The sequence below is a fragment of the Kitasatospora sp. NPDC058243 genome (assembly GCF_042882025.1).
Classification (GTDB): Bacteria; Actinomycetota; Actinomycetes; order Streptomycetales; family Streptomycetaceae; genus Kitasatospora.
Window position 1 is genome coordinate 15454 of record NZ_JBHVWW010000040.1, and the last position, 26282, is coordinate 41735.

Annotated in this window: 24 protein-coding genes; 9 read left to right on the forward strand and 15 right to left on the reverse strand. The window is 73.4% G+C overall.

Translation table 11 applies throughout. The annotated features are described in order from the left end of the window. Positions 1 to 142 precede the first annotated feature (142 nt). The 6 genes from ACFVX9_RS24405 to ACFVX9_RS24430 all read right to left on the reverse strand — a co-directional run bounded on the left by ACFVX9_RS24405 (position 143) and on the right by ACFVX9_RS24430 (position 5614). Positions 143 to 1042 carry a Gfo/Idh/MocA family protein gene (locus tag ACFVX9_RS24405; RefSeq protein WP_380371513.1) on the reverse strand — a complete coding sequence of 300 codons (900 nt, stop codon included), beginning with the start codon at positions 1040 to 1042 and terminating at the stop codon, positions 143 to 145. Between the two features lie 33 nt (positions 1043 to 1075). After that, positions 1076 to 1744, reverse strand: a complete 669-nt coding sequence (locus tag ACFVX9_RS24410) for an O-methyltransferase (protein ID WP_380371515.1) — start codon at positions 1742 to 1744, stop codon at positions 1076 to 1078. Positions 1745 to 1852: 108 nt separating this feature from the next. Then, complete coding sequence (locus tag ACFVX9_RS24415) at positions 1853 to 2518, reverse strand: DedA family protein (protein WP_363373283.1); 666 nt, start codon at positions 2516 to 2518, stop codon at positions 1853 to 1855. 202 nt (positions 2519 to 2720) lie between these two features. Further along, entirely contained in the window at positions 2721 to 3533 is an 813-nt protein-coding gene (locus tag ACFVX9_RS24420) for a class I SAM-dependent methyltransferase (protein ID WP_387983443.1), read from the reverse strand. Positions 3534 to 3719: 186 nt separating this feature from the next. Further along, positions 3720 to 4514, reverse strand: coding sequence for a fused MFS/spermidine synthase (locus tag ACFVX9_RS24425; RefSeq protein ID WP_363373491.1), 795 nt, complete (start codon positions 4512 to 4514; stop codon positions 3720 to 3722). An 83-nt stretch (positions 4515 to 4597) separates the two neighbouring features. Next, entirely contained in the window at positions 4598 to 5614 is a 1017-nt protein-coding gene (locus ACFVX9_RS24430) for an alpha/beta hydrolase (RefSeq protein WP_380343095.1), read from the reverse strand. A gap of 247 nt (positions 5615 to 5861) precedes the next feature. Here ACFVX9_RS24430 and ACFVX9_RS24435 point away from each other — a divergent pair, with 247 nt between their 5' ends. Continuing rightward, the gene (locus ACFVX9_RS24435; protein WP_063346144.1) at positions 5862 to 7268 is read left to right on the forward strand and encodes a selenium-binding protein SBP56-related protein; all 1407 of its coding nucleotides are present in this window, start codon (positions 5862 to 5864) and stop codon (positions 7266 to 7268) included. A gap of 73 nt (positions 7269 to 7341) precedes the next feature. On the opposite strand, the gene ACFVX9_RS24440 is transcribed toward ACFVX9_RS24435, so the two are convergent. Continuing rightward, complete coding sequence (locus ACFVX9_RS24440; RefSeq protein ID WP_387983444.1) at positions 7342 to 8619, reverse strand: globin domain-containing protein; 1278 nt, start codon at positions 8617 to 8619, stop codon at positions 7342 to 7344. Between the two features lie 116 nt (positions 8620 to 8735). Beyond that, positions 8736 to 9632, reverse strand: a complete 897-nt coding sequence (locus tag ACFVX9_RS24445; protein ID WP_380482791.1) for a helix-turn-helix domain-containing protein — start codon at positions 9630 to 9632, stop codon at positions 8736 to 8738. A gap of 158 nt (positions 9633 to 9790) precedes the next feature. Here ACFVX9_RS24445 and ACFVX9_RS24450 point away from each other — a divergent pair, with 158 nt between their 5' ends. Next, positions 9791 to 10885, forward strand: a complete 1095-nt coding sequence (locus tag ACFVX9_RS24450) for an NAD(P)-dependent alcohol dehydrogenase (protein WP_387983447.1) — start codon at positions 9791 to 9793, stop codon at positions 10883 to 10885. A gap of 145 nt (positions 10886 to 11030) precedes the next feature. Here ACFVX9_RS24450 and ACFVX9_RS24455 read toward each other — a convergent pair whose 3' ends face one another. From ACFVX9_RS24455 to ACFVX9_RS24465, 3 genes are all read right to left on the reverse strand, one after another. Next, positions 11031 to 11555: a DUF6114 domain-containing protein gene (locus tag ACFVX9_RS24455; protein WP_380371536.1), complete on the reverse strand. Its 525-nt coding sequence runs from the start codon at positions 11553 to 11555 to the stop codon at positions 11031 to 11033. A gap of 2 nt (positions 11556 to 11557) precedes the next feature. After that, a complete protein-coding gene (locus tag ACFVX9_RS24460) occupies positions 11558 to 12214 on the reverse strand; it encodes a DUF6230 family protein (RefSeq protein WP_363373305.1) in 657 nt (218 codons plus the stop codon). Between the two features lie 142 nt (positions 12215 to 12356). Next, positions 12357 to 13109: a TetR/AcrR family transcriptional regulator gene (locus tag ACFVX9_RS24465; protein ID WP_063346149.1), complete on the reverse strand. Its 753-nt coding sequence runs from the start codon at positions 13107 to 13109 to the stop codon at positions 12357 to 12359. A gap of 387 nt (positions 13110 to 13496) precedes the next feature. Here ACFVX9_RS24465 and ACFVX9_RS24470 point away from each other — a divergent pair, with 387 nt between their 5' ends. The 3 genes from ACFVX9_RS24470 (at position 13497) to ACFVX9_RS24480 (ending at position 16742) form a co-directional block, all read left to right on the forward strand. Then, positions 13497 to 14168, forward strand: a complete 672-nt coding sequence (locus tag ACFVX9_RS24470; RefSeq protein ID WP_063346150.1) for a hypothetical protein — start codon at positions 13497 to 13499, stop codon at positions 14166 to 14168. Positions 14169 to 14442: 274 nt separating this feature from the next. Next, complete coding sequence (locus ACFVX9_RS24475) at positions 14443 to 15315, forward strand: AAA family ATPase (protein ID WP_387983449.1); 873 nt, start codon at positions 14443 to 14445, stop codon at positions 15313 to 15315. Next, positions 15312 to 16742, forward strand: a complete 1431-nt coding sequence (locus tag ACFVX9_RS24480; protein WP_387983452.1) for a VWA domain-containing protein — start codon at positions 15312 to 15314, stop codon at positions 16740 to 16742. Before ACFVX9_RS24475 ends, ACFVX9_RS24480 begins: the two co-directional genes overlap by 4 nt. Positions 16743 to 16807: 65 nt before the next feature. Here the strand turns inward: ACFVX9_RS24480 and ACFVX9_RS24485 are convergent, their stop codons facing one another. Together ACFVX9_RS24485 and ACFVX9_RS24490 are read right to left on the reverse strand one after the other, a co-directional pair. Beyond that, positions 16808 to 17464, reverse strand: a complete 657-nt coding sequence (locus ACFVX9_RS24485; RefSeq protein WP_387983486.1) for a DUF4328 domain-containing protein — start codon at positions 17462 to 17464, stop codon at positions 16808 to 16810. Between the two features lie 457 nt (positions 17465 to 17921). Continuing rightward, positions 17922 to 18824, reverse strand: a complete 903-nt coding sequence (locus tag ACFVX9_RS24490) for an MBL fold metallo-hydrolase (RefSeq protein ID WP_387983453.1) — start codon at positions 18822 to 18824, stop codon at positions 17922 to 17924. 129 nt (positions 18825 to 18953) lie between these two features. Between ACFVX9_RS24490 and ACFVX9_RS24495 the strand changes: the two genes are divergently transcribed. The 4 genes from ACFVX9_RS24495 (at position 18954) to ACFVX9_RS24510 (ending at position 21650) form a co-directional block, all read left to right on the forward strand. Beyond that, positions 18954 to 19232, forward strand: a complete 279-nt coding sequence (locus ACFVX9_RS24495) for a hypothetical protein (RefSeq protein ID WP_387983454.1) — start codon at positions 18954 to 18956, stop codon at positions 19230 to 19232. After that, the gene (locus ACFVX9_RS24500; RefSeq protein ID WP_387983455.1) at positions 19219 to 20610 is read left to right on the forward strand and encodes an amidase; all 1392 of its coding nucleotides are present in this window, start codon (positions 19219 to 19221) and stop codon (positions 20608 to 20610) included. The genes ACFVX9_RS24495 and ACFVX9_RS24500 overlap by 14 nt, the downstream gene beginning before the upstream one ends. A gap of 120 nt (positions 20611 to 20730) precedes the next feature. Further along, positions 20731 to 21312, forward strand: a complete 582-nt coding sequence (locus ACFVX9_RS24505; protein ID WP_387983457.1) for a TetR/AcrR family transcriptional regulator — start codon at positions 20731 to 20733, stop codon at positions 21310 to 21312. A gap of 137 nt (positions 21313 to 21449) precedes the next feature. Then, positions 21450 to 21650, forward strand: coding sequence for a hypothetical protein (locus tag ACFVX9_RS24510; RefSeq protein ID WP_063346158.1), 201 nt, complete (start codon positions 21450 to 21452; stop codon positions 21648 to 21650). A gap of 63 nt (positions 21651 to 21713) precedes the next feature. On the opposite strand, the gene ACFVX9_RS24515 is transcribed toward ACFVX9_RS24510, so the two are convergent. Together ACFVX9_RS24515 and ACFVX9_RS24520 are read right to left on the reverse strand one after the other, a co-directional pair. After that, positions 21714 to 22682, reverse strand: a complete 969-nt coding sequence (locus ACFVX9_RS24515; RefSeq protein ID WP_380371559.1) for an alpha/beta fold hydrolase — start codon at positions 22680 to 22682, stop codon at positions 21714 to 21716. 157 nt (positions 22683 to 22839) lie between these two features. Beyond that, positions 22840 to 26190 (reverse strand): S8 family serine peptidase, encoded by a 3351-nt coding sequence (locus tag ACFVX9_RS24520; RefSeq protein WP_387983459.1) that lies wholly within the window; start codon positions 26188 to 26190, stop codon positions 22840 to 22842. Positions 26191 to 26282 lie beyond the last annotated feature (92 nt).

Here is a 26282-nt window from a genome sequence, read left to right on the forward strand (position 1 = left end):
TTTGGGAGGGATCCCTCTGTTCGAGCCTTTTTCTCTTTTTGTTTTGCTGTTTCCCTTGCGGGTCATGCTTGTTTTTCCTTCTCTGCTCCATTAGCGTCCGCCTGCGCCTCTCTCCCACGCCCTCCCCGCCCGGGTGTCACAGCTACACCGCGACCGGTGCGCCCGTGGTCAGGGAGTGTTCGGCGCCGGCCAGGATTTCGACCACGCGCAGGCCGAACTCCGCGTCGCAGGGGTGTGGTTGGCCGGTGGCGGCCGAGGCCTGGAGGGCGTCCAGGGCGCGGTGCAGGGCTGCGGTCGGGCCCTCGCCGCGCTCGGGCAGGTGGGCGATGCCGTGCTCGCCGCGCAGTTCCAGGCCTGCGCCGCCGGCGCCGACCGGCGCGGTGAGGCTGAGCGCCAGGGTGCTGGAGGCGCCGGCGGCGTGCCGCAGCACCAGGTGGACGGTGTCCAGCGGGCCGGCCACCGCCGTGACCTGCGTCGCGTCGCCGAGCACCGGCAGCAGCACCGACAGCGCGTGCGGGCCGACGTCCCACAGCGCGCCCTTCTCCTCGCGCCACGGCGAGGCCGCGTACGGGCTGGTGCTGCCGGGGGCGAACACCGAGCCGAGCCAGTCCGAGCGGCCGGTGAACCAGCCGCCCAGGCCTGCCTGTTGCTCGATCCACGGGATCTGCTCCCCGCCGAAGCGGACGGTGAAGAAGACCACGGAGGCGACCTCGTGGGCCCGGACGGCCTCGGCCACGGCCTGCGCGTCCGGCACGGTCAGCGCGACCGGCTTGTCCAGCAGCAGGTGGCAGCCCGCCTCGGCGGCCCGTACCGCGAGGCCCGCCTGCACGGTCGGCGGCAGCGCGATCGAGACGGCGTCCACCTCGGCGAGCAGCTGGTCGAGGTCCGCGTAGCCGGGGACGCCGTACGCCCCGCCGAGGGCCGTGGCCGCCTCAGGCCGGCGGGCCCAGACGCCGGTGAACTCCAGCCCGGGGTGCTCGGCGAGGACGGGTGCGTGCACCCGCTCCGCCCAGGGGCCGGCGCCCAGCAGTCCGATCCGCACGATGTCTCCGTTCCTCCGTGGTACTTGAAAAATTCAGTTCTGCACGCGGGCCAGCGTGAAGCCGTCGTAGCCCTTGCTGCCGACCGTCTGCACCGACGTCGCGGTGACCCTCGGCTCGGCGGCGATCAGGTCGTGCAGGGCCCGGGTGCCGACCACCGCCGGGTTGGTGCTGTCCGCGTCGGCGACGGCGCCGCCGCGCACCACGTTGTCGACGATGATCAGCGAGCCGGGCCTGGTCAGCTGGAGCGCCCGCCGGAAGTACTCGGGGTTGCTGGGCTTGTCCGCGTCGATGAAGACCAGGTCGAAGGGCTCCACGCCCTGCTCCACCAGCGCGGCCAGCGAGTCGGCGGCCCGGCCGAGCCGCACCTCGGCGACCTTCTCCAGCCCTGCGCGCGCAATGTTCCCCTGGGCGACCTCGGCGTGCTTCGGGTCGATCTCCAGGGTGATCAGGGTGCCGTCCGCGGGCAGCGCCCGGGCCAGCCAGATCGCGCTGTACCCGCCGAGCGTGCCGACCTCCAGGATCCGCCGCGCGCCCTGGGTCAGCGCCAGCAGGTGCAGCAGCTTGCCCTGGTTGGGGGCGACGGCGATCTCCGGCAGCCCGGCCGCGTCGGCGGCGGCGGCCGCGGCCTCCAGCGCCGGGTCGTGCCCCACCAACTGCTCGGAGAAGTACGCGTCCACGGCATCCCACGTCGACTGGGTCATCGGGCCCTCCAGTTGTGCATGATCGGCAGGTACCCGCCGATGCTACTCCGAGGGCTCGACAGCCCCGCCGTGCTCAGTGCAGACGCCTCGTCACTGCGCTTACTGCGCTTATTCCGCGACGGGCGCCTTGGCGGCGGTCGCTGCGGCGGCCGCCTCTTCCGCCTCGATCTTGGCGTGGGTCTTGGCGGCCCGGCGCTTCATGAACCAGGCCGAGGCGCCGCCGACCAGCACCGCCGCGGCCAGGCCGGCCCAGGAGAAGCGGGACAGCCAGGGCTCGATGCTCTTGCCGACCTTGTAGACCAGCAGCGTCGTGCCGCCGGCCCAGACGATGCCGCCGAGCACGTTGGCGATCAGGAACTTCCAGTACGGCATCTTCAGCGCGCCGGCGAGCGGCCCGGCGAAGATGCGCAGCAGGGCGATGAAGCGGCCGAAGAAGACCGCCCACATCCCCCACTTCTGGAAGGAGCGCTCGGCGGTGGCCAGGTGGGACGGCCCGAAGTGCTTGGGGAACTTCCGTCCGAGCTTCTCGAACAGTGGCTTGCCGCCCTTGCGGCCGATCGAGTAGCCGATCGAGTCGCCGATGATCGCCCCGAGGATCGCGACCACCGCGATCCATTCCGGGCTCACCACACCCTTGACCGCCATCAGGGTGGCCGTGACCAGGGCGATCTCGCCGGGCAGCGGGATGCCCAGCGACTCCAGGCCGATGATCAGGCCGACCAGGGCGTACACCGCGGTCGGTGGGACGCTCTCGATCCAGGCGTCGATGTGCAAGGCCAGTACCTCCGTGGCAGGTCGGAGCCGGCGCGGCCCTCAGCGGTGCCGCGCGCCGATTCCGGCAGTTGTCCGATGGCGGCAACGCGGCCGCTTCCCCATAAGGGCAGCCTAACGTGCCGGGCGGCCTGTCCCCCCGGCCGATCACCCGTGGTTACGACGTGCGGTGGTTCCCCATGGTTCCCGCTTGACCAGCCGTTCTTCAAGATCCGGCAAAGCGAAGTGCGACCACGGACGGCCGCGCGTTCACCCGGCGCACGAACGGCAGCAGGGCGCGGAGCAGGCCCCGCCCGCCCTCCGGGTAGACCTCGCGCACGTCGGTCACCGCCGGGTGCGCGCCGGCCAGCTTGCCGCGTTCGTCCGCGTCCATGCCGAACGGCATCGGCGGGGCGTGGTAGTGCCGGTTCCGCAGCTTGCCCTGGACGGACCGGGCGCTGAACCAGCGCGGCACCGCGTCCAGCACCATCGACCCGCCGGGGAAGCGCTCGGCGCAGGCCGCGATCAGTGCCCGCACCTCCTCCGGCCGCAGGTACATCAGCAGGCCCTCGGCGCAGATCATCACTCCGCGTGCCGGATCCACCTCGTCCATCCAGCCCGGGTCGGTGACCGGGCAGGCGAGGATCCGGCGCCGCTCGTCCGGCGGCAGCAGCCGCTCCCGCAGCGCGGCCGTCTCCGGCAGGTCCACCGCCAGCCAGTCCGCCCGGCCGTTGTCGACCCGCCACGATTGGGTCTCCAGGCCGTCCCCGAGGCCGACCACGGTGCCGCGCGGGCAGCGGGTCAGGAAGTCTGCCACCTCACGGTCGAAGCAGGCCGCCCGCAGCGCCTGCAACTGGCTGACCAGCGCGCCCTCCCCGAAGCGCTCCGCGAACGGGAAGTCGATCCGGTCGACCAGCTCGACCGCCTTCGGGTCCTCCAGCACCGTGTCCGGCCGACGCGCCTCCACCGCGCGGTGCCACAGCGTCCACAACGCCGTCTCCGGCACCTCCGCCAACTCCGGCCGCTCCCCGCCGCTCATCGCTCACTCCTTCGGACGTGCTCCGCGCTGGACCTGCTCCGCGCCGGACGTGTTGCGCGCTCGGCGTGCTCCACGATCGACGTGCTCGACGCTCGACGTGCTCGACGCTCGACGTGCTCCACGCTCCGGCCTGAACCCGCCGATTCTGACACCCCGGGCGCGGGGACGCTCGGGCCGCCGCGCCGCTCAGCCGATGCTGAACGCTCCGTCCGGCGGGGGCGGGGAGTCGGTGGCGTCGGCGTCCGTGACCGGGGCGGTGCGGCCGACCAGGGCGGCCAGGTCGGCGCCGTCGGTGAGGCGGGCCGGGAAGATGTCGCCGGCCAGCAGCCGGGTGAGCTCGGCGGCCGGGAGCGGGGCCGTCGAACCGGCGAGCAGGATGTTGCCGTACCGGCGGCCGCGCAGCACCGGGGCCTCGGCGACCAGGCAGGTGTACGGGAACACCGCGCCGACCGTCGCGGCCTGGGCCCGGGCGAAGGCCAGCGGCGGGCCGTCGGCCAGGTTGGCGGCGTAGCAGCCGCCGGGGCGCAGGGCGGCGGCGGCCAGCCGCAGGAACTCCACCGAGGTGAGGTGGGCGGGGGTGCGCGAGCCGTGGAAGACGTCCGCGATCACCAGGTCCCGGGTGCCGGGCGGGGTCTCGGCGAGGGCGGCGCGGGCGTCGCCGACGGTCGCGGTGATGTCCGCGCCGGGCCCCTGCCAGGGCAGGTGCTCGGCGACCAGGTCGAGCAGCGGCCCGTCCACCTCGACCACCCGCTGGCGCGAGCCGGGGCGGGTGGCGGCGAGGTAGCGGGGCAGGGTGAGCGCGCCGCCGCCCAGGTGCAGCACGTCCAGCGGCCGCCCGGCGGGGGCGAGGGCGTCGGCGAGGTGGCCGAGCCGCCGGGTGTACTCGAACTCCAGGTGGGTCGGGTCGGCGAGGTCGACGTAGGACTGCGGGGTGCCGTCCAGGGTGAGCAGCCAGCCGCCGTCCCGGTCGAGGTCCGGCATGAGCTTGGCGAAGCCGAGGTCGGTGTGGCGCCCGACCGGCACCGGCTCGTCCGCCGCCGCCTCGTGCGTCACCGACTCGTCCGTCACGCGCTCTCCCCCACGGCCTGAGCGTCCACGGCCTGGGCGTCCACCGACCGGACGTCCGCCGGCCGGACGTCGAGGTAGGCGGCGAGCCAGCGGTCCAGTTCGGCGAAGGCCCGGGTGCGGGCGGCCTCGCCCGAGAGCACCAGGTCGTGCATGCCGCCCTCGATCCGGACGATGGTGACGTGCCGGCCCAGCCGCGGGCCCTGGCCGGCGATGTCGTCGGCGCGCAGCACGGCGTCCGCGTGGTGCAGGGCGTTGTGCCACTTGGTGGTCGTGATCGACCTGGTCGACGCCATCAGCAGCACCGGCACGTCGATCCCGAGCCCGTGCCGCAGCTGCCGGTGGCCCTGGTGGATGGCGGACAGCCAACCCGCGTACAGCGGGAAGCCCTCGGGGCGCTTGAGGGTGAGGTCGAAGTCCCACTCGCCCTCGTGGTCCTTGTGCAGGCTGTGCGTGTAGTGCGGGTTGAGCGTCGACGGCAGCACGCGGGTGGGCGCCAGCCGTCCGATCGCGGTGACGGCCGGGCCGCCGACGGTCCGCACGGCGGGCGCGGCCGGCATCGACAGGAACGGGCTGTTCAGGAACAGCCCCTCCACCAGGCCGCGCCCCGAGCGCCGCCCCGCCCACAGCGCACCGATCAGCCCGCCGGTGGAGTGCCCGTTCAGCAGCAGCCGCCGGTGCCCGTCCACCTCGCGGATGATCCGCACCGCCTCGTCGATCTCCTCGTCGTACTCTGCGAGGTCGCGCACGAAGTTCGGCGACTGGTGCGGGCGCAGGGAGCGGCCGTACTTGCGCAGGTCCAGGGCGTAGAAGGAGAAGCCGAGCGCGGCGAAGTGGTCGGCGAGGTTGGTCTGGAAGAAGTAGTCGTTGTACCCGTGGATGTACAGCACGGCCCGCTCCGCCCCCGGCACCAGCCGGCGCACCAGCGTCGCGCAGACCTCCCCCTCGGCGTCCGGCCGCAGTGTCAGCTCGGCCGTCTCGTAGGGGGCACCCAGGATGTCTTCCCGAAACTCCATCTGCGCCGCACCCGTCCTCATGCTCGACCTGCCGTCCGTCGCAGGTGATCCCGATCCAGGACCCCGACAATACCGGCCGGTAGCCCGGGGCTGCCTGCCGGGCACCGGTCTGCCGGGCGCCGGTGCGGCCCGGCCGTCCGCGCCTCCTGATCGCTCCCCGTGCGCCTGCTGTGCGCCGGTGGTCGTGTGGAACGCTACCCGGACAGATCCAACTCCGGTTGTCACGCAGGCGAGTTGAGGAGAACACATGCCGCAGGCCGGCCACACCGATCCGTCGCTGTACCGTTCGGCCGCCGAGGCGATCGCCGCGCCACCGGAGACGCTGGCGTACGTCGCCGGGTTCGACCGGGCCGGGGAGCGGCCGGACGCGCTGCTCACCGTGGACACCGATCCGGCGTCGGCGAGCTACGGGAAGGTCCTGAACTTCGCCGAACTGCCGACGCTGGGCGACGAGTTGCACCACTTCGGGTGGAACGCCTGCTCCAGCGCGCTGGCACACGCCTGCCACGAGAACCCCGAGCGGCGCTACCTCCTCCTCCCAGGCCTGCGCTCCTCGCGGCTGCACGTGATGGACACCCGGCCCGACCCCGTCCGGCCGCGCCTCGTCAAGACCGTCGAGGCGGCGGAACTCGCCGCCAAGGCCGGCTACTCGCGCCCGCACACCCTGCACTGCGGGCCGGACGGGGTGTTCCTGTCCTGCCTGGGCAGCGGGGACGGGAACGACGGGCCCGGCGGGGTGGCGCTGCTGGACCACACCACCTTCGAGGTGCTGCGCGCCTGGGAGACGGAGCGCGGGCCGCAGCACTTCGCGTACGACGTCTGGTGGCACCTGGGGACGAACGTGGGGGTGACCAGCGAGTGGGGCACGCCCTGGATGGTGGAGGGCGGGGTCGTCCCGGAGCTGCTGCTGGGCCGCAAGTACGGGCACGCGCTGCACTTCTGGGAGCTGGACTCGGGGCGGCACCTCCAACGGATCGACCTCGGCGACCAGTACCAGATGGTGCTGGAGCTGCGCCCGGCGCACGATCCGCAGGCCGAGTGGGGCTTCGCCGGGGTGGTGACCAACGTCGAGGACCTGTCCGCCTCGGTCTGGCTCTGGTACCGGGAGGGCCCGGCGTTCACCGCGCGCAAGGTGATCGAGATCCCCGCCGAGCCCGCCAAGACGGAGGACCTGCCGCCCGCGCTGCAACCGTTCGGCGCGGTGCCGCCGCTGATCACGGACATCAACCTGTCGGTGGACGACCGCTGGCTGTACGTGTCCGCGTGGGGCACCGGCGAGCTGTTCCAGTACGACGTGTCGGACCCGTTCCACCCGCGGCTCGCCGACTCGGTGCGGCTGGGCGGGGTCGTCGCCCGCACCCCGCACCCGGCCGCGCCGGGGCGCCCGCTGAGCGGCGCCCCGCAGATGGTCGAGATCAGCCGGGACGGGCGCCGGCTCTACCTCACCAACTCCCTCTACGGCGCCTGGGACGACCAGTTCTACCCGGACGGCATCGAGCCGTGGATCGTCAAGCTGGACGCCGACACCGAGGCGGGCGGACTGAGCGTCGACGAGCGCTTCTTCCCGCACGGCGCCGACTTCCGGGGCCTGCGGGTGCACCAGACCCACCTCGCGGGCGGCGACGCCTCCTCGGACTCCTACTGCTACCGGTAGGACGTCCGGCGGCGGGACGTCCACCGGCGGGACGTCCACCGGCAGGACGTGCGACTACCGGCAGGACGTACGGCTAACGGGCGAGCGCCTGGTCGTAGCGGACCTGGGCCAGGGGCAGCCCGGCGGCGAGCAGTTCGGAACGGACGGAGGCGACCATGCCGGCCGGGCCGCTGACGCAGGCGAGGTGCTCGCGCCAGTCCCCAGCGCCCGCGACGGCGTCGGCGAGCCGGCCTGCGGTGACCGGCGTGAGCGCCAACCATGGCTTGTGCAGGCCGAGTTCGGCGAGGGCGGACCAGTCGTAGAGGTCGCCGCGGTCCCGGGCGCCGACGAACAGGTGGACGCGGCGGCCGCGCGGGCGCTGGGCAGCCTGCTGCTCGACGATGGCCTTCATCGGGGCCAGGCCGGTGCCGCCGGCGACCAGCAGCAGGTCGCGGGTGTCGTCCTCGGGCAGCAGGCCGCCGCGCGGCGGGCCGAGGCGCAGCCGGTCGCCGACGGCGGTGCGTTCGACGAGGGCCGCGCTGACCCCGTCCGGCCCGGTGCGCCGGACGTGGAACTCCAACTCGTTGTCGGTGCGCGGCGCGCAGCCAATCGAATACTGCCGCCAGGTGTGCGGGAGCGTCGGGTGCTCGACCGTGCCGTACTGTCCGGCCCGGTACGGGTAGGGCTCGCCGGTGCGCACGCGCAGGACGGCGAGGTCGGGGCGGCGGCGCTCGTGGCCGGTCACCACGGCGTGCCAGTACGGGGGTTCGGTGAGCGCGGAGTCGGCGCCGGCGGTCATCGCCGCGACGGCGAAGCGCAGCATCCGGACCCAGGCCGCTTCCATCTCCTCGGTCCACCGGGCGCCCGCCCGGTGCCGAATCGCCGCGCACAGGGCCTCCTCGAAGGCCTCGTAGTGGACCGGCCGGACGCCCAGTTTGCGGTGGTCGCGCCCGAGTTGGCGCAGGGTCGCGGCCAGTTCGGCCGGGTGGTGGAGGTGGTCCACCAGGTGGCGGAGGATCCGTTCCAGGTGGGCCTGCTGGAACTCCATCGAGGCGGGGAAGAGCGGGCGCAGGTAGGGGCGGCGGCGGAACATCACCGCGTAGAGGTGGTCGATCAGTTCGGAGAGCGGGTCGAGCAGGCCGAGGTCGCGCCGGATCAGCCGTTGGTCGGCGGCGCCGTCGTAGCCGTCGTAGCCGTCCGGTCCGCCGGTGCCGCCGTACGCGTCGGCACCGGAGCCGGCCGGGTCGGGCCCGAAGGGCGAGGCGGGGATGAGGAGTTGGCGCCGGAGCCGCATCGCGTGGTGGCGGGCGATCAGCCGGTCGTACTCGGCGGTGGTGCCGCTGGTGGTGTTTCCGCTGGTGGTGGTGTCCATGACCCGCCCAGTCAATCGCCGCCCGGTTACCGGCGAGAAGGGCCGATGGCCCCGATCGGACCCGGGACCATCGACCCCTTGACGGGAGGGTCTGGCCGGAAGGCCTACCAGGGGCGCTACCGGACGGGATCGACCGGGGTCGCCTCGGCAGGCTCGGCGGGCTCCGGGTGGAAGTCGGTGGCCGCCCAACTGGCCAGCAGGCGGAGGGACTCGGCGGAGCTGGAGCCGGGCTCGGCGTGGTAGGTGACGAGCACCTGGTCGACGTCCCCGGCCGGGCGCAGCGTCTCGTACTGGAGGTTGAGCCGGCCGACCACCGGGTGGTGCAGCCGCTTGGTGCCGTGGCCCTTGTCCTGGATGCTGTGGGCGGCCCAGAGGCGGCGGAAGTCGGCGCTCTTGAGGGAGAGTTCGCCGATCAGCGAGGCGAGCCTGGGGTCGTCCGGATCCCGTCCGGCGTCCAGCCGCAGCATGCCGACGACGTCGGTGGCCTTGCCGTCCCAGTCCTCGTAGAGCTCGCGGGAGGCCGGGTCGAGGAAGAGCTGCCAGGCCATGTTGCGCTGCTCGGGCGGCATCGCGGCGAAGTCGCCGAGCAGGGCGGTGCCGAGCCGGTTCCAGCCGATGATGTCCAGGCGCCGGCCGAGGACGTACGCGGGCACGCACTCCATCGCGTCCAGGAGCTGCTGGAGCGCGGGCCGGACCCGCTGCGGGCGGGCGGCGGCCCGGCCGGGGCGGCGGCGAGCGGGCCTGGTGAGCCGGCCGAGGTGCTCGCGCTCGGCGGGGCTGAGCCGCAGCACGCGGGCGATGGCGTCCAGGACGGCGGCGGAGACGCTCTCGCCGTGGCCCTGTTCGAGCCGGGTGTAGTAGGCGGTGCTGACTCCGGCGAGCAGGGCCAGCTCCTCGCGGCGCAGGCCGGGCACCCGCCGCCGGGTGGTGCTGTCCGGCAGGCCCACGTCCTCGGGCCGCAGCCGGGCGCGGCGGGATCGGAGGAACTCGCTGAGTTCGGTGCGCTGGTCCATGCCTGCAGTATGCGGGGGATCCGGGCCGCAGGGGCGGGGGCAAGGGTGATACTGCCGTGCGTACGTTCCGCGGTCGTACGTCCGGGGTCCCTACGCGTGGCCTGCGTACGAAGAGCTCTGGTCTGGCTGGTCGCACCGCACCGGCGCAGGCTGGAAGCATGACGAACTCGACGAACGCAACGACGACGAGCACCACCGAGGGCACCACCCGCACGGTCGCCGCCTACGCCGCGGCGCGGCCCGACTCCCCGCTGGAGAAGACCACCGTCACCCGCCGGGCGGCGGGCGAGCACGACATCGTGATCGACATCAAGTTCTGCGGCATCTGCCACTCCGACATCCACCAGGTCGGCGAGGACTGGGGCACCGGCATCTTCCCGATGGTCCCGGGCCACGAGATCGCCGGCGTGGTCACCGAGGTCGGCGCGGGCGTCACCCGCTGGCAGGCCGGCGACCGGGTCGGCGTGGGCTGCATCGTCGACTCCTGCCGGGAGTGCGACAACTGCCGGGCCGGCCTCCAGCAGTACTGCACCGGCCAGGGCGGCACCGTCTTCACCTACAACAGCGTCGGCCACGACGGCCTGCCGACCCACGGCGGCTACTCCTCGAAGCTGGTCGTCGACGAGGCGTACGCGCTGCGCATCCCCGACAACCTGCCGCTGGACGCCGCCGCGCCGCTGCTGTGCGCCGGCATCACGCTGTACTCTCCGCTCGCGCACTGGGGTGCCGGGCCGGGCAAGAAGGTCGCGATCGTGGGCCTCGGCGGGCTCGGCCACATGGGCGTGAAGCTCGCCCACGCCATGGGCGCGGAGGTCACCGTGCTCAGCCAGTCGCTGCGCAAGCGCGAGGACGGGCTGAAGCTCGGCGCCGACCACTACCGGGCCACCTCCGACCCGGCCACCTTCACCGAGCTCGCGGGCACCTTCGACCTGATCGTCAACACGGTCTCCGCCGACCTCGACCTGAGCGCCTACCTCAGCCTGCTGCGCACCGACGGCACCATGGTGCAGGTCGGCGCGCCGGAGAAGCCGGTCACGGTGAACGCGCACGCGCTGCTCTCCGGCCGCCGTTCGCTGGCCGGCTCGATGATCGGCGGGCTGCCGGCCACCCAGGAGATGCTGGACTTCTGCGGCGAGCACGGCATCACCGCGGAGATCGAGCTGATCCGTGCCGAGCAGGTCAACGAGGCCTACCAGCGGGTACTGGCCGGCGACGTCCGGTTCCGCTTCGTGATCGACGCCGCGACGATCTGACCGTCACGATCTGGCCGTCACGGCCTGACCCCGCACTCCCCCGTGCCCCGACGCCCCGCCCCCTGGTGCTCTCCCATCACCAGGGGGCGGGCGCCGTCGGGGCGCCTCGGGCCAGACCCCGGCCGGGTCGGCCCCGGGCTGCGGGTCAGACCCCGGCCGGGTCGGCCCCGGCCGTGCCCGCTCGGGACGACCGGCGTTCCTGGCGCCGGTCCTCCCGCCGTTGCCGCCCCCGGCGCAGCGGCTGATCGGGCAGCCAGCCGAAGGTGAGGCAGGCGCCCACCAGTCCGAGCAGCATCCCGATCACGAAGCCGCCCAGGTTGGAGGTGAGCCAGCTCGCCAGCGCGGCGAGCACGGCGAGGACGGAGTAGAACAGCCGCTGAGCCGGGTTGAACAGGATCAGCAGGCCGCACAGCACCATCACCGCCGGCACCAGGTAGCCCGCCAGCCCCTGCATCCCGATGTGCAGGACGACGGGCAGCGGGGCACGCAGGGTGAACAGGATCTCGGCGCCGCCGAACAGCACCAGCAGCCCGCCCCAGAACGGCCGTTGGCCCCGCCAGTCGCGTTTGACCGGTCGGGTGGTGGCGGGAGCGGGGGCGGGAGCCGTCCCCACGGCCCCCTCCGCGACGCCCTCGCCGGAACCGGCCGGCTCCGGTACGGACTCCGTCATGGTCAGCAGCCCTGGGAGCTGAAGCTCAGCCGCAGGTTGGGCAGTTTGAACCCGACGGCGGTGCTCGCGTAGTTGTGCTGCTTGAGGTGCGTCAGCACGACGGTGTCGGCCTGCTGCCCGAAGACGCCCGGGTTGCCCTTGCCCGCGTTGCCGGCCTTGGTGTACGTGCTGGCGTCGCCGCCGATCTCGATGTTGGTGAACTCCGCGTCACCGGACAGCATGTCGGAGTCGGTGGTGAGGTCGGTGGCGGAGACGGGGGTGCCGGCGTCGCCGGCGTGGATCACCAGGTTGACGCCGCCGAGGTCCACGCTCTGGCACAGGTTGGTGATCTCGGCCTTCTTGATCGCCGAGACCGCGACCAGTACCTGACCGCCGGTGGAGCCCTGGTTGGGGCTGTCGGGGATCATCGAGTCCAGGCTGCCGAACTGGGCGAAGCCCTTGCCGTCGAGCTTGTCCGCGGTGATCGTGAACGGCATGCCGCTGATGGAGAACTGGGCGGCGAGTACGCCCTGGGCGGTGAGGGCCATCAGGACGGCGCCCGCGGCGACGGCCGGAACGGCCATCCAGGCGCTGCGCTTGAGCCGTACCCGCCCTCTCCTGCTGCCGGTCGGCGTCTCCGGGGTCTCGGCCGCGGCGGCGGCGTCCTCGGACATGGCCATGTGTGCTCCCTGTTGGGTGGGTGGGATGTGCAGGCACTGGCACGGTGCCCTGGCGCGGACAGCGTTCCACGGCCCGACCGGGCCGCCCGCCCCTCGGCAGCGGGGCGGGCACGGTCGAGCCGCGCTTTGAGTAACTGGGAAGCTACTGCCCGGTAGTGGCCGGGTCAATACGGGTGCACGAAGGATCTTCACCGATCGGAAACCCGAGCCGGACGGCCGCCTGCGCCGGGCCGAGGAAGGGTGCGAGGCAGAACATGCTCAACACCGGAAGGAGTTCCGGCAGTTGAACCGTCCGGCCGGAGTCGATCCGCCGGTAGAGCGCGCTGTAGACCCCGCCCACCACGGCGTCCACCAGCTCCACCACCCGCACACCGACCGGCGGTTGGGGCACCTCGGCGAAGAACGCCCGGAACCGGGTGAGGAGTTGGTCCCGCTCGCGGCGGCCGGCCGGTCCGACCGCCTCGATCTCGATCACCGCCATGGTCGCGAAAGCCGGTGTCCCCGCCAGCAGATGGAGCATCGCGCCGAGCGCCTGCCGGATCCCGGCGCACCAATCGGACTCCGCCGCGAAGGCCGCCGCCATCCGCCGGAGCACCACTCCGGTGCCGTGCCGGTGCGCGGCCAGGAAGGCGTCCTCCTTGCCGCTGAACAGCTCGTAGAAGACCGGCCTGGTCACCCCGGCCGCGCGGCAGATGTCGCTGACCGTGGCGTGCTGGTAGCCGCGCGCGGCCACCGTCTGGACCAGCCCGTCGAGCAGCCGCTCGCGCTGGGTCGCGGCCACCACGCCCGGGGGCAGCCGGCTCGGGCCGCGCTTGATGGACCGGGCCGGGTCACGACCGGCCCGCGCGCCCGGCAGCAGGATCACGTCGGCACTTCGGAGGTGTTTCCGTTCCATCACCAACTCCTGTTACCTGTATTGACATTGACGCAACATCGGGTTTACAACACTGACAGGTTTCCAACCGGTGGGCGACCCTGTCACCACCGGACGACCTCCAGGGGCTCCGACGGCCCCGGGCGAACAGCCCGGGCCACGGGACCACGAGCGGACGCAGGCCCGCGGCGGTGGCAGCCGCCGACGTGCACTCCTGCACTCGCAGCGCACGTCCGCACCTTCACACCGCTGTGCCGTACGAGCGGGCCCGTGGCGCCGGGCCCGCCGCACCACGGCCCCGCGAAGCCCCCGGCACGCCATGCCCACGCACCTCCCCCGCCGTGCACGCCACCACACCCGCACCGCGGGCCACCCCCACCCGTCTCCGCACGGAGAGAGGTCACCCTCATGCGCTTTCGCCGTACGCTCGGTACCGCCGCCCTCGCCGCCCTCGCCTTCACCTGCGCCGCCGTCGCACCCGCCCAGGCCGACGGCTCCGCGGTGCTGACCACCGGCAGCAGCAGCGGCCCGGACGTCGCCGTCGGCGACGTCCTCACCGCCAGCCTGGTCTCGGGCACCGCCGCCACCTTCTACAGCAGTGCCAGCGGCACGAGCGGCATCAGCTGCGCCAACTCGGCCTTCTCCGCGACCGTGACGGCCAACCCGGCCGCCCCCGGCAGCGCGGTCGAGCAGCTCAACACCCAGACCTTCGGTTCCTGCTCCTCCAACGTCCTCGGCGTCACCGGCGTCAAGAGCATCACCGTCAACAACCTGCCGTTCACCAACACCGTCGGCGACGGCCCCGGCAACCCGGTCGCCCTCACCCCCGGCGCGGCCGGCGCGATGAAGACCACGGTGGTGCTCAACACCATCCTCGGCAGCATCAACTGCGTCTACCAGACCACCACCGGGATCAACGGCACCACCTCGAACACCGGCAACACCATCGGCTTCTCCTCCCAGCCGTTCAACCTGGTCTCCGGCTCGGGCCTGTGCTTCTCGACCGGCTGGTTCAGCGCCACCTACGGCCCGGTCACCGACACCTCGGTGGCGGGCAGCCCGCTCATCTTCGTCAACTGACGACCCGAGGGGCACGCACCACCTGACGTCGAGTCAGACGTCGTCAACCGACGGCCGAGACCGGCGGGAACAGACGGGCGGTGTACGGCGGCCGTGGTCGCCGTACACCGCTCCGGCGCGCCCGCACGCCCGCACGCCCGCACGCCCGCCAGGTGATCCAGCAGCACGCCACGACCCCGGCCCCGCGCCACCCCGCCGAACCCCCGAGACAGCGAAGTGACCGGCCGGTAGGGTGCTGCCGCACGGACAGGGCGGACAGGAACGGGGCGGACAGATGAGCGGCGACGGCACGGGGTTCTTCGCATCGGTGGCGGACACCGCCGACCAACTGGCCGCCACCGGCTACCTGGCCTCCACCGCCGTGGCCACCACCGTCTTCCTCGCCGACCGGCTCGGCAAGCCGCTGCTGGTCGAGGGCCCGGCCGGGGTCGGCAAGACCGAACTCGCCAAGGCGGTGGCCGCGATCGGCCGGGCCCGGCTGGTCCGGCTCCAGTGCTACGAGGGCATCGACGAGGCCCGCGCCCTCTACGAGTGGAACCACGCCAAGCAGCTGCTGCGGATCACCGCCGGCCGCGACGAGGGCTGGGACGAGGCCCGCACCGACATCTTCGGCGAGGAGTTCCTGCTCACCCGCCCGCTGCTCACCGCCATCCGCGGCGACGAGCCCACCGTGCTGCTGATCGACGAGATGGACAAGGCCGACGTCGAGGTGGAGGCGCTGCTGCTGGAGGTGCTCAGCGACTTCCAGGTCACGGTGCCCGAACTCGGCACCATCGCCGCGAGCCGCCGCCCCTTCGTGCTGCTCACCTCCAACGCCACCCGCGAACTGTCCGAGGCGCTGCGCCGACGCTGTCTCTTCCTCCACCTCGACTACCCGGACGCCGAGTTGGAGCGGCAGATCGTCCGGCTCAAGGTGCCCGGCCTGGACGACACGCTGGCCGCCTCGCTGGTCCGGGTGGTCGGCGCGCTGCGCGCGATGGACCTGCGCAAGGCGCCGTCCGTCGCCGAGACCATCGACTGGGCCCGCACCCTGCTGGCGCTCGGCGCCGACACGCTCGACGAGGCGGTCGTCCAAGAGACCCTCGGGGTGATCCTCAAGCACCAGGACGACATCCGGAAGGCCGCACGGAAGCTCACCGTCGCATGACCACCGCCCCACCGCCGGCCGACACCGCCGCCCGGCTCACCGGCCTGGTCCGCGCGCTGCGCGGGCACGGCCTGCGGATCGGCCCCGCCGAGACGGTCGACGCGGCCGCCGTCCTCGACGTCCTCGGGCTCGCCGACCGCGAGCAGATGCGGGCCGGCCTGGCCGCCGCGCTGCTGCGCTCGGACACCCAACGGGCCGTCTTCGACGCCACGTTCGACCTGTTCTTCCCACTCGGCGTCGGCGCCCCCGAGGCCGTCCGCGCCGACCCGCCCGCGCTCCCGGACGATCCCCGGCCGCCGCGCCCCGGCCGGCCCGACCCGCTGCGCGACGACCTGCGCGAGCGCCTCGCCGCCGCCCTGGCCGCCGACGACCGGGCCGCCCAGGCCCGGCTGGCCGGCGAGGTGGTGGAGGCCCTGGGCCGGTACGGCGCCGGAGCCACGCCGGCCTCGGACGGTTGGTCGGCCCACCAGGCGCTCGGCCGGCTCGCCCCCGAGACGCTGCTCGCCCGGATCCTCGCCGCCCTGCGCGAGCAGGCCACCGCCCCGGACCTGTCCGACCGCGTCCTCGCCGACGAGATCCGCCGCCGCATCCAGGACTTCCGCGCCCTGGTCGCCACCGAGGCCCGCCGCCGGGTCGCCGAACTGCGCGGCGCCGAGCGGATCGCCGAACGCGCCGTCGCACCCACCGCCGACCGGATCGACTTCCTCGCCGCCGGCCGCGACCAGCTCGCCGAACTGCGCCGCACCGTACACCCGTTGGCCCGCAAGCTGGCCACCCGGCTGGCCGCCCGGCGCCGCCGCGCCGCACGCGGACAGATCGACCTGCGCCGCACCCTGCGCCGCTCGCTGTCCACCGGCGGGGTGCCGCTGCGCCCGGCCTACCGGCTGCGCCGCCCGGCCCGGCCGGAACTGGTGCTGCTGTGCGACGTCTCCGGCTCGGTGGCCGGATTCGCCGACTTCACGATGCTGCTGGTGCAGGCGATGAGCGAACAGTTCAGCAAGGTAAGGGTGTTCGCCTTCGTGAACCGCACCGCCGAGGTCACCGCCCTGCTGGCGCGCGGCGACGCCGACCCGGCCCGGCTCGCCGCCCGGATCCTCACCGAGGCCAAGGTGATGGGCCACCACGGCAACAGCGACTACGGCTCCGCCCTGGGCGAGTTCGCCGAACGGCACCTGGACGCGGTCGGCCCGCGCACCAGCGTGCTGATCCTCGGCGACGCCCGCACCAACCACCGCGACCCGAACCTGGACGCGCTGCGCCGGATCGCCGGCCGGGCCCGGCGGGTCCACTGGCTCAACCCCGAGCAGCCCACCCTCTGGCCGACCGGCGACTCCGCCGCAGCCGCGTACGCGGGCGTCGTGGAGATGCACTCCTGCCGCAACGCCCGCCGCCTCGGCGAACTGATCGCCCGCCTGCTGCCGGTCTAGGGAGCTTCCGAGTCCGTTGCCGTGGCGGCCGAAGCCTGGGCCTACGCCTCGGCCTGAGCCTGGGCCTACGCCTGCGCCCGGGCCTCCTCGGCCGCCACCTGCGCGGCCCTGGCGGCCAGCGGGTTGATGTCGGCCCGGCGCGCCGACTGCATGGCCGTCAGCCGCTGGACCACCACGATCGCCGCGACGGCCGCGACCAGGCGCAGCACCGAGCCGGCGGCCTCCACCCGAATGGTCTCGCGCAAGTCCCCCAGGCTGGCGAGCACCGTCACGTCCACGTACTTCATCTTCGAGTTGGCGATCCGGTTGACCACCAGCGCGCCGATCCAGGTGGACCACCACAGGACCAGGACCTTCTCCGACACCGCGCGGCGCCGTCCCTCCGCGTCCAGCGGAGCGCTCGCCCGCCAGCAGTCCACCATCAGCTGCCAGGGGAACCAGAGCAGGACGACCGGGGTGACCCAGGCCCCGATGGTCCAGCCGCGTCCGAGGCGGTGCCCGTTCGGCAGCAGCAGGTCGGCATTCTGGCGGATGCGGTAGAACCAGATGATGAACAGCACGGCGGTGACCATCGTCAGCGGAATGACGGCTTTGTCCAGCCCGTTCGCCAGGGAGTCCAGGGCATCGAATTCGTCAAGGCCGATGTCGCCCGAGCCGTCCACCAACCGGCCCAACAGGACATCGCCCCAGACGTCGGCCACGACCGCCGCCGCCGCCAACACCGCGTTCAACCCCAGCAGGACGTAGACCGCGACGGCAAGGCCGTTCGCCGGTCGGAGCGCCGCCGCCCAGCCCGGGGCCGCCTCCGCGCAGCCGAAGCAGCGTCGGCTCTCGGTCCCCGCGGGACGCGCCCCACACGCCACACACACCATCAGATCGTCAACTCCTGGAATCGCCGCGTGCTCGGACTCGCACGCCGGTGCCGCCAGCGCCCCGACCGGGGCGGGCGCGCCGACTCTAGGGGATCACCGACGTCCGCTGCCAGCGGGATTTCGCAGCTCAGCGGCGGTATCGCCGGATAAACGACAGATCGCGCAGGAATCGAGCCCCGGGAGCCGACTCCGGCTCACCACCCCCACCCCGCGCGCCCGTCCCGCTCGATCCGGGTGTGCGGTCGACGGGCTCCGGGCGCAGGACCGGTGAAGGGGTGCGAGCGTCCTGGGGAGGTCGAACGCGGCGTCAGGCCGAGGGCGCGGGCAGCAGCCGGTAGGCGTCCCCGTCCGTGAGCACGCGGCCGGCGGTGGGCGGCGCGAAGTGGGTGCCGAGCAGGAGGGTGTCCGTGTCGGCGAGGGAGCCGAGGAGCTTGCGGCGCGAGGCCTCGGACTGCCGCGGGTCGATGTCGACGCAGGCGCCGATGGCGGGGTGGGCGAGCTGAACCGGGTGGTGGATGCAGTCGCCGGTGATCAGCGCCGCCTCGCCCCGGCTGGTCAGTTCGACGGCGACGTGGCCGGGGGTGTGACCGGGGGTGGGGATCAGGCGCAGGCCCGGGGCGATCTCGACGCCCTCGGCCGGGACGTCGACGAGGTCCAGCAACCCGGCCCGCTCGACCGGGATCACGGAGTCGAGGAACATCTGCCTGCGCGCCTCCTCCAGGTCGTACCCGGCCCAGAACTCCCGCTCGGTGCGGGAGGTGAGGTAGCGGGCGTGGGGGAAGGTGGGGACCCACTCGCCGTTCACCTCCCGGGTGTTCCAGCCGACGTGGTCGGCGTGCAGGTGGGTGAGGATCACCAGGTCGACGGAGTCCGGGGGGAAGCCGGCGGCGGTGAGGCGCTCCAGGTAGTCGGTCCGCAGGTGGTGCCAGGCCGGGTTGGCCCGCTCCTTGCCGTTGCCTATGCCGGTGTCGACGAGGGCGCGCAGCCCGCCCACGGTGAACGCGAAGCTGTGGCTGTCGAGGTGCAGGACGCCTTCGTGGTCGGCGAAGTGGGGGTGCAGCCAGTCGTGGCCGGTCACCACCTCGGGGGTGGCCTCGGGCAGCAGCCAGGGCCCGGTCGCGGGTGGCAGGAGGGTCTCGTCGATGCGGTGGACGGTGACGCCGCCCACCGTCCAGGCGGGGATGGGGGCGTCGGACGTGGCGCTGGACATGGGGGCTCCTCCCGTAAACGCAATCCGTTTGCGTTAAGCCATCGTAGGACCTACAGTCTGGCTAACGCAAACGGTTAGCTTTTGCTGCGGGTGCCATCTCGCGCCATCCCCGATCAGGAGAGAACGCCCATGTCCTCCGCCGACCACCCCTCAGGCGAACCACCCACCACCGACCTCACGCCACCCGCCACCGACCTCACGCCGCCCGAGGCCGCCCGCTGGGCCGCCCGGGCCGGGCTCCCCCTGCCCGCCGACCGCCACGACGCGGTCGCGGCCACCGCCAACCAGCTGCTCTCCGTCGTCGCCGTCCTGCGGGATCTGGACTTCGGGGACACCCCGCCCGCGAGCGCCTACCGCGCGGAAAGCGCCCACGACACGGAAGGGGAGGAGCGCGATGCAGCCGTATGAGCTCTCCCTCGCCGCCGCCGCGGAGGAGATCCGGGCCCGGCGACTGTCCCCCGTCGAACTGGTGGACTCGGTCCTCGACCGCATCGAGCAGGTGGAACCGCACCTCGGCGCCTACGTCGCGGTCACCGCGGAGCGGGCGCGCCGGGCGGCCCGCGAGGCCGAGCAGGAAGCGGCGCGCGGCCTGCACCGGGGGCCGCTGCACGGCGTCCCGATGGGGCTCAAGGACCTGATCGACGTCGCCGGGCTGGCCACCACGGCCAGTTCCCGGGTCCGCGCCGACCACCGCGCGCAGACCGACAGCACGGTCGCCGCCCGCCTGGCCGCGGCCGGCGCGATCCTGGTCGGCAAGACGCACACCCACGAGTTCGCGTACGGCCTGACCACCCCGCAGACCGGCAACGCCTGGGACCGCGAGCGGGTCGCCGGCGGCTCCAGCGGCGGATCCACCGTCGCCGTCGCCGCGGGCGCCGCGACCTTCGCGCTGGGCACCGACACCGGCGGCTCGATCCGGGTGCCCGCCGCGCTCAACGGGGTCGTCGGCCTCAAGCCGACCTACGGCCTCGTCCCCCGCCACGGCGTCACGTCCCTGTCCTGGTCGCTGGACCACGTCGGCCCGATCGCCCGGACCGTCGAGGACACGGCCCTCGTCCTGGACGCCCTCGCCGGACACGACCCGCGCGACCCCGCCTCGCTGGCCGCCCCCGCCGTGGACCACCGGCCGGGCGCGGGCACGGACCTGGCGGGGCTGCGCGTCGGCGTGCCGCGCAGCTACTACTTCGACCACGTCGACGCGGAGGTGGAGGCCGCCGTCCGGCGCGCCATCGGCCACCTGGAGGCACTCGGCGCACGGCTCGTCGACGTCGACATCCCGATGACCCGCTACCTCCAGGCGACCCTGTGGGGGCTGGTGGCGCCGGAGGCCGCCGCCTACCACGAGCACTCCCTGCGGGCGGTGCCCGAGCTGTACCAGGCGGACGTACGCGTCCTGCTGGAGGCCGGCGAGCTGATGACCGCCGGGGACTACCTGCGCGCCCAGCGCTCCCGGACGCTCATGCGGCGGGAGTGGGCCCGGATGCTGGAGGAGGTCGACGTGATCGCCGCCCCGACCGTCCCGGTCACCGCGGTACGGGCCGACCAGGAGACCGTCACCTGGCCCGACGGCACGGTCGAGGGCGTCCCCGACGCCTATGTGCGCCTGTCCGCCCCCGCCAACATCACCGGGGTGCCCGCCCTGTCCGTCCCGGTCGGCCGGGACGCGGCGGGCCTGCCGATCGGCATGCAGCTGCTCGGCCGGCCGCTCGGGGAGCGCACGCTGCTGCGGGTCGGCCACGCCTACGAGCGGACGCAGCCCGCGCGGGCGCTCGCGCCGGCGGTCTGAGAACAGCAGGCGGGCCGGGCCGGACGGCGCCGGCCCGCCGCTCGGCTCCGAGGCGGGCACCCCGGCACCCCGGCACCCCGGCACCCGTAAACGCAAGGATTGTGCTTTAAGGTGTTTATCATGAGTCGCAAACAGATGGTGCGCCCCGGCGGGCGCAGCGCCCGGGTCCAGGCATCGGTGCACACCGCTGTGCGTGAACTCCTCGCCGAGGTGGGCCGCGACGCGCTGACGGTGCCGCTGGTCGCGCAGCGCGCGGGCGTCACCCCGTCGACGGTCTACCGCCGCTGGGGCGACCTCCAGGAGCTGCTGTCCGACGTCGCGGTGGAGCGCCTGCGGCCCGACGCGGCACCGGCGGACCTCGGCGACCTGCGGTCCGACCTGACGGCCTGGGCCGAGCAGTTCCTCGACGAGATGGCCTCCCCCTCGGGCCGCGCCTACATCCGCGACGCCCTGCTCGGCGACCCGGACGGCGGCAACGCCGGCCAGTGCTCGGACTACGCGGCCGAACAGGTCGACGCGGTGCTGAGCCGGGCGGGCGGCCGCGGGGAGGACACGCCCGCCGTCGAGGCGGTCATGGACGGCGTCGTCGCCCCCCTGATGTACCGCATCCTCTTCCGCCCGGCCGGCCTCGATCCCGCGTACGCACGCCGGCTCGTGGCCGAACTCCTCGACCCGTACGGGGCCGGTCCGTCGAGCGGATGATCGTTCGCCGGGCGGATGATCGTTCGCCGGGCGAGGACGGGCAGCTCAAGTCATGAACGGGCAGCTCAAGTTATAAGCTGCTGCGGGACGTTCACGAGCCCGGCCGGTGGTCGGGACCTCGCCTGGGAGGAAGCGTCGTGGGGAAGAAGATCCCGGTCCGGACCGGATGCCAGAACTGCTCGCGGTGCACCGGCTCGATCGGCGGCAACGCGGCCCGCAAGACGGTGCGGGGTACCGGGGTGGCGCTCGGTGCGGTGGTCACCGTCGGCCTGAGCCTCCTCTTCATCCGGAGGTGCCGCGCCTGCGACCACCCCATGGGCAGCCACCACCACCACTGATCGCGCCGCCGGACCTCCGCCACCCGGCTCCGACCCGGCACCCGGGCCGGAGCCGGGCGGGCGTCAGGCGTCCAGGTGCTTGAGGAAGTCGAGCAGCGCCTCGTTGACCTCCGCCGGGCGCTCCTGCTGCGTCCAGTGCCCGGTGTCCGGCAGCCGGACGTGGCGGTGCAGCTTGGGCACCCGGCTCAGCAGGTGGGCCAGCACCGCCGGCGGGACGAGCGCGTTCACCATGTCCTGTTCGCCGGCCACGTACAGCGCCGGCACGTCGATCGTCACGCCGTCGAAGGCGGCCATCAGCTCGGCGTTGCGGTCGATGTTCCGGTACCAGTTGAGCCCGCCGGTGAAGGCGTGCTCGCCGTGCAGGGCGTAGTCGGCCGCGAGGGCGTCGATGTCCGCCTCGGTGAGCCAGGCCGGCAGCTGCGCCGGCTCCGGGATGGTGTCCAGCAGGGCCTTGCCCTCCGGGACGACCCACGGCTGCGGCTTCCCCTCGCGGAGCAGGCCACCGCCCAGGATGCGGCGGAAGCTGGACTTCACGTCGGCCGCCAGTTCGGCGTCGGCGCGGCCCGGCTCCTGGAAGTAGATCTGGTAGAAGCCCTCGCCGAAGTTCTCCCGGGACTCCCGCAGCGGCCGCGGCCCGCTGGCCAGCGGCGGCACGCTCAGCCCGGCGACCCCGCGCACCAGGTCCGGCCGCAGCGCGGCGGTGGCCCAGGCGACCGGCGCGCCCCAGTCGTGCCCGACCACGACGGCCCGCTCCTCGCCGAGCGCGCCGATCAGCGCCGTGACGTCGCCGACCAGGTGCAGCAGGGAGTACGCGTCCACCCGCTCGGGCTGCTCGCTGCGGGCGTAGCCGCGCTGGTCGGGGGCGACGACCCGGTAGCCGGCCGCGGCGAGCGGGGCGAACTGGTGGCGCCAGGAGTACCAGCTCTCCGGGAAGCCGTGCAGCAGCAGGACCAACGGGCCCTCGCCCTGTTCCGCGACGTGCAGACGGACACCGTTCACCTCGACGTGGCTGTGCTTGATCGCGTCGTTCAAGTCCCGCTCCCGGTCCGCTGGAAGGGCCGGGGCATCCGCTTCGCCCCGGTCCCACCCGGCGCAACACCGGCGGGGCACGGGGCATTCCCGCCGGCCCCGGGCAAACGACCGAGGCCGCCCCGGAACTCCGGGACGGCCTCGGCGTGGTGATGGAAGGTCAGTTCACCGTGTAGCTGTACGGGATCGCCGCGAGCACCGAACCGGTGGTGCCCAGGGTGTTGTTGGCGGTCGCCACCGAGCTGGGGGCGGACACCAGGTACAGCACGCCGTGGACGGTGCTGCCCTTCGGACCGGTCGGAGTGACGGTCACCTGGAGCGAGCCCTTGCCGCCCGACGGGACGGTCACCGGGTTGGCGGCCGGGGCCGAGGCGTTGACCGCCAGGGCGTACGGGTCACCGGTGCTGGAGGTCAGCGCCGGGTCGAACGCCTGGGTGTGCGCGGTCGCGGTGATGGTGGCGGTGCCGGCCGGGGCGCCGGCGGTGCCGAACGGGCCGACCTGCTGCAGGAAGGTGCCCCACACGCCGGGGAGGACCGGCTGCGACGCGCTGCCGTTGTCGGTCACGACCGAGATGGTCGAACCGTCCTGGGCCTTCTTCAGGTCACCGAAGAGGTCCGGCGAGCCGGTGGTGCCGGACAGCTCCAGGTGGGCCGGCGTCGAGGAGGCCGCCACCGCCTTCAGCTGGTCGGTGCCCGGCGGGACGAGGAAGGACGGCACCGCGGAGGTGAGGCTCAGCGGCAGGGTGACCGTCGCGGAGGCGCCCTGCGGCACCAGCGGGAGGTCGGTGCGGCGGTCCAGGCGGCCGTCGGCCGAGATCTTCTGGGTGGCGACGGTGTTGTTGGTGTAGTTCACCTGGACGGTGACCGGCTTGCCGGCCGCCAGCTTGGCGTGCGGGTCGTTCGGCAGGCCGGCGGCGGTGGCGACGTTCTGGTTGAACGCGACGGTGCCGGTGAAGTCCTGGGCGAGCTCCTGGCCGCTGACCGGGCCGAGCACGTTCAGGACGAACCGCCAGCGGCCGGCGGCCGGGTTGACGGTGGTGGCCGAGACGCCGGCGGTGGTGCCGGTCAGGTTGCCCTGCGCGTCGAGCAGGCCGTTGCCCTCGATGTCGATCGGGGTGCCGTTCGGGCTGATCAGCGCGCCCTGCATGAGCAGCTTCGGGTCCTTGGCGACGGTGACGCCGACCCGCAGGTCCTTCTGGCCCTTCGGGACGTCGAAGGCGTACGCGAAGCTCTGCGTCGGCGAGGCGTTGCGGCCGTTGCCACCGGTGATGGTGCCGGTGAAGGTGCCCTTGCCCTGGTTGACCGGGACGAGGCTGCGCAGCACGACCGGAACGCTGGTGGCGGTGCCGTTGGAGCTGGCGACGGTGATCGCCTGGCTGGAGTCGCCACTGGTGCCCGGGGTGGTGAGCTGGACCTTGAGGGTCTTGGTCTCACCCGGCTTCAGGTCCGCGACGCTCGGGCTGACGGCGCCGGCCGGCACCGCGCGCTGGGTGGCGGTGCCCAGCTGGACCGGGCCGTTGTAGCCGGCCTTGCCCGCCGGGGTGTACAGGACGGCGGTCCACTCGCCGGCCACCGGGTGCGGGACGTCCACCAGGCCGAAGTCGGCCGGGGTGGCGCCGCCCTGCGGACGGGTGTTGGTCTCGAAGCGGCCCGACGGGTCGAGCAGCGTCATGCGGACCACGGAGCCGTTGGTGACCGGGCTGGCCGCACCCTGCCAGGCGATCGACGCCGCGAGGCGGTCGGCGCCGGCCGGGACGGTGAACTTGACCTGCTTCTGCACCCAGGTGGCGCCGTTGGTGGCGTACTTGAAGGTGTCGGTGGAGGCCGTGTCCAGCTGGACGGTCTGCTGGTTGCTCGACTGCGGCACGAAGGTGCGGGTCGCGCCGCTGACCGTCTGCGGGGCGGAGCTGGTGTTGGTGACGGTCACGTCGGCGGTGTGGGTCGAGCCGGGGTTGCCGGCGATGTCGACCTGACCGGTGGTGACGACGACGGTCTTGCTGTCCGACGCGCCGGAGCCGGCGTGGTAGCCGCGGGCGGCCTCGACGGCGGCGCGGACGTTCAGCAGGCCGGCGCCCTGCTCCTCGGCCGGGACGCCGAGGTCCTGGGCGGTGCCGGTGATGAACTTCTTCACCAGCGCCGGGGCGGGCGACTGGCCGTTGTGGGTGTCGCGGTAGGCCTGGATGACCAGGGCCGCGGCACCGGTGACGAACGGCGCGGCCTGGCTGGTGCCGCCGAACGACTGGATCGGCGAACCCTGGCCGCTGAAGCCGGTGCAGTCGGTGTACTTGCTGGTGTCGGGCGAGCAGAGCGCCCAGTCCGACTCGCCCGGCGCGACCAGGTCGACCGTGCGGCCGGCCTGGGTGAAGCCGCCCGAGGAGAGCGCGGAGATGCGGTTGTTGCTCCAGGTCTTGTTGGAGAACTGGGCGGCCGCGTAGCCGGTCTGCTGGTAGTTCTGGTTGTCCGTGGAGGCGCCGACCGCGATCACGTTCGGGTCGGTGGCCGGGGTGCCGATGGTGCCGCTGATGCCCGCGTCGCCGGTGGAGACGGAGACGGTGACACCGGCCTTGACGGCCTGGTCGTTGAACAGCGAAATGGTGTCGTGCGCGCCGCTGTCCGGGGTGACGTTGCCGCCGAAGGACTCGTTCAGCACGTCGACCTTGGCGACCGAGACCGCGTAGTCGATGGACTGCAGGATCGACGAGTTCGACATGATCTCGCCGCCGGCCCGCAGGGCGACCAGCGAGGCGTCCGGGGCGAGGCCGCGGATGCGGATGTTGCAGCCGGCCGGCAGACCGCGCGAGGCGTTCACGAACTTCGAGACGTCGTAGACCTGGCGGCCCTGGGCGATGACCGCCGAGGCGTCGCCGAAGGCCTCCGCGCCACCGGTCGGCGCGTTCACGCCGTCGCCCGCGAAGTCCTGGTAGTCGACGACCGCGTGCGAGCCGTCGGCCCGGATGAAGTCCGGGTTGTTCGGGTCGAGGCCGTCCGCGATGTAGGCGACCTTGACGCCCTTGCCGGTGGCCAGGTCGGCCGCGCCGGGCTTGCCGTCGGCGCCGACGGCGTGCGTCGAGTAGAGGCCCTCCGGCTCCAGCAGCGGCTGGGACGGGTCGGACGGGCAGATCGTGTTGGTCGCGTTCTGCTCGGCGCCCTGGCCGTTGCTGCCCGAAACGGCCTGCGGGGCGGCGGCCTTGGCCGACTTGGCGCCGGCCTTGGTGTCCGCGGCGTCCTTCGCGGCCGCGGCCTTGCCGGCGGCCGGCGGCGTGACGGTGACCTGCTCGTCCGCGACGACCGAGGCGACGGCCGGGTCGGCCAGCAGCGCGGCACGCAGCGCGGGGCTCACCGTGGCCGAGAACGCGTTCCCGACCACGAAGCTCTTGATGTCGGTGCCGCCGTTGGCCTTGACCTTGTCCAGCAGCGGCGCCTGGGCGTTCGCGGCCTTCTGCTGACGGGCGCCGAGGTGGCCGCTGTCGGCCGGGGCGTCCGCTATCTGGTCCTTGAGAATCACGATCACCGGCACCGGGGTCCCGTCCGCGGACGCCACGGGGGCGTTCTGCGGGTCCGGGAGCGGAGCTGCGTTGGCACTGGACCCGAAGGTCAGGACCA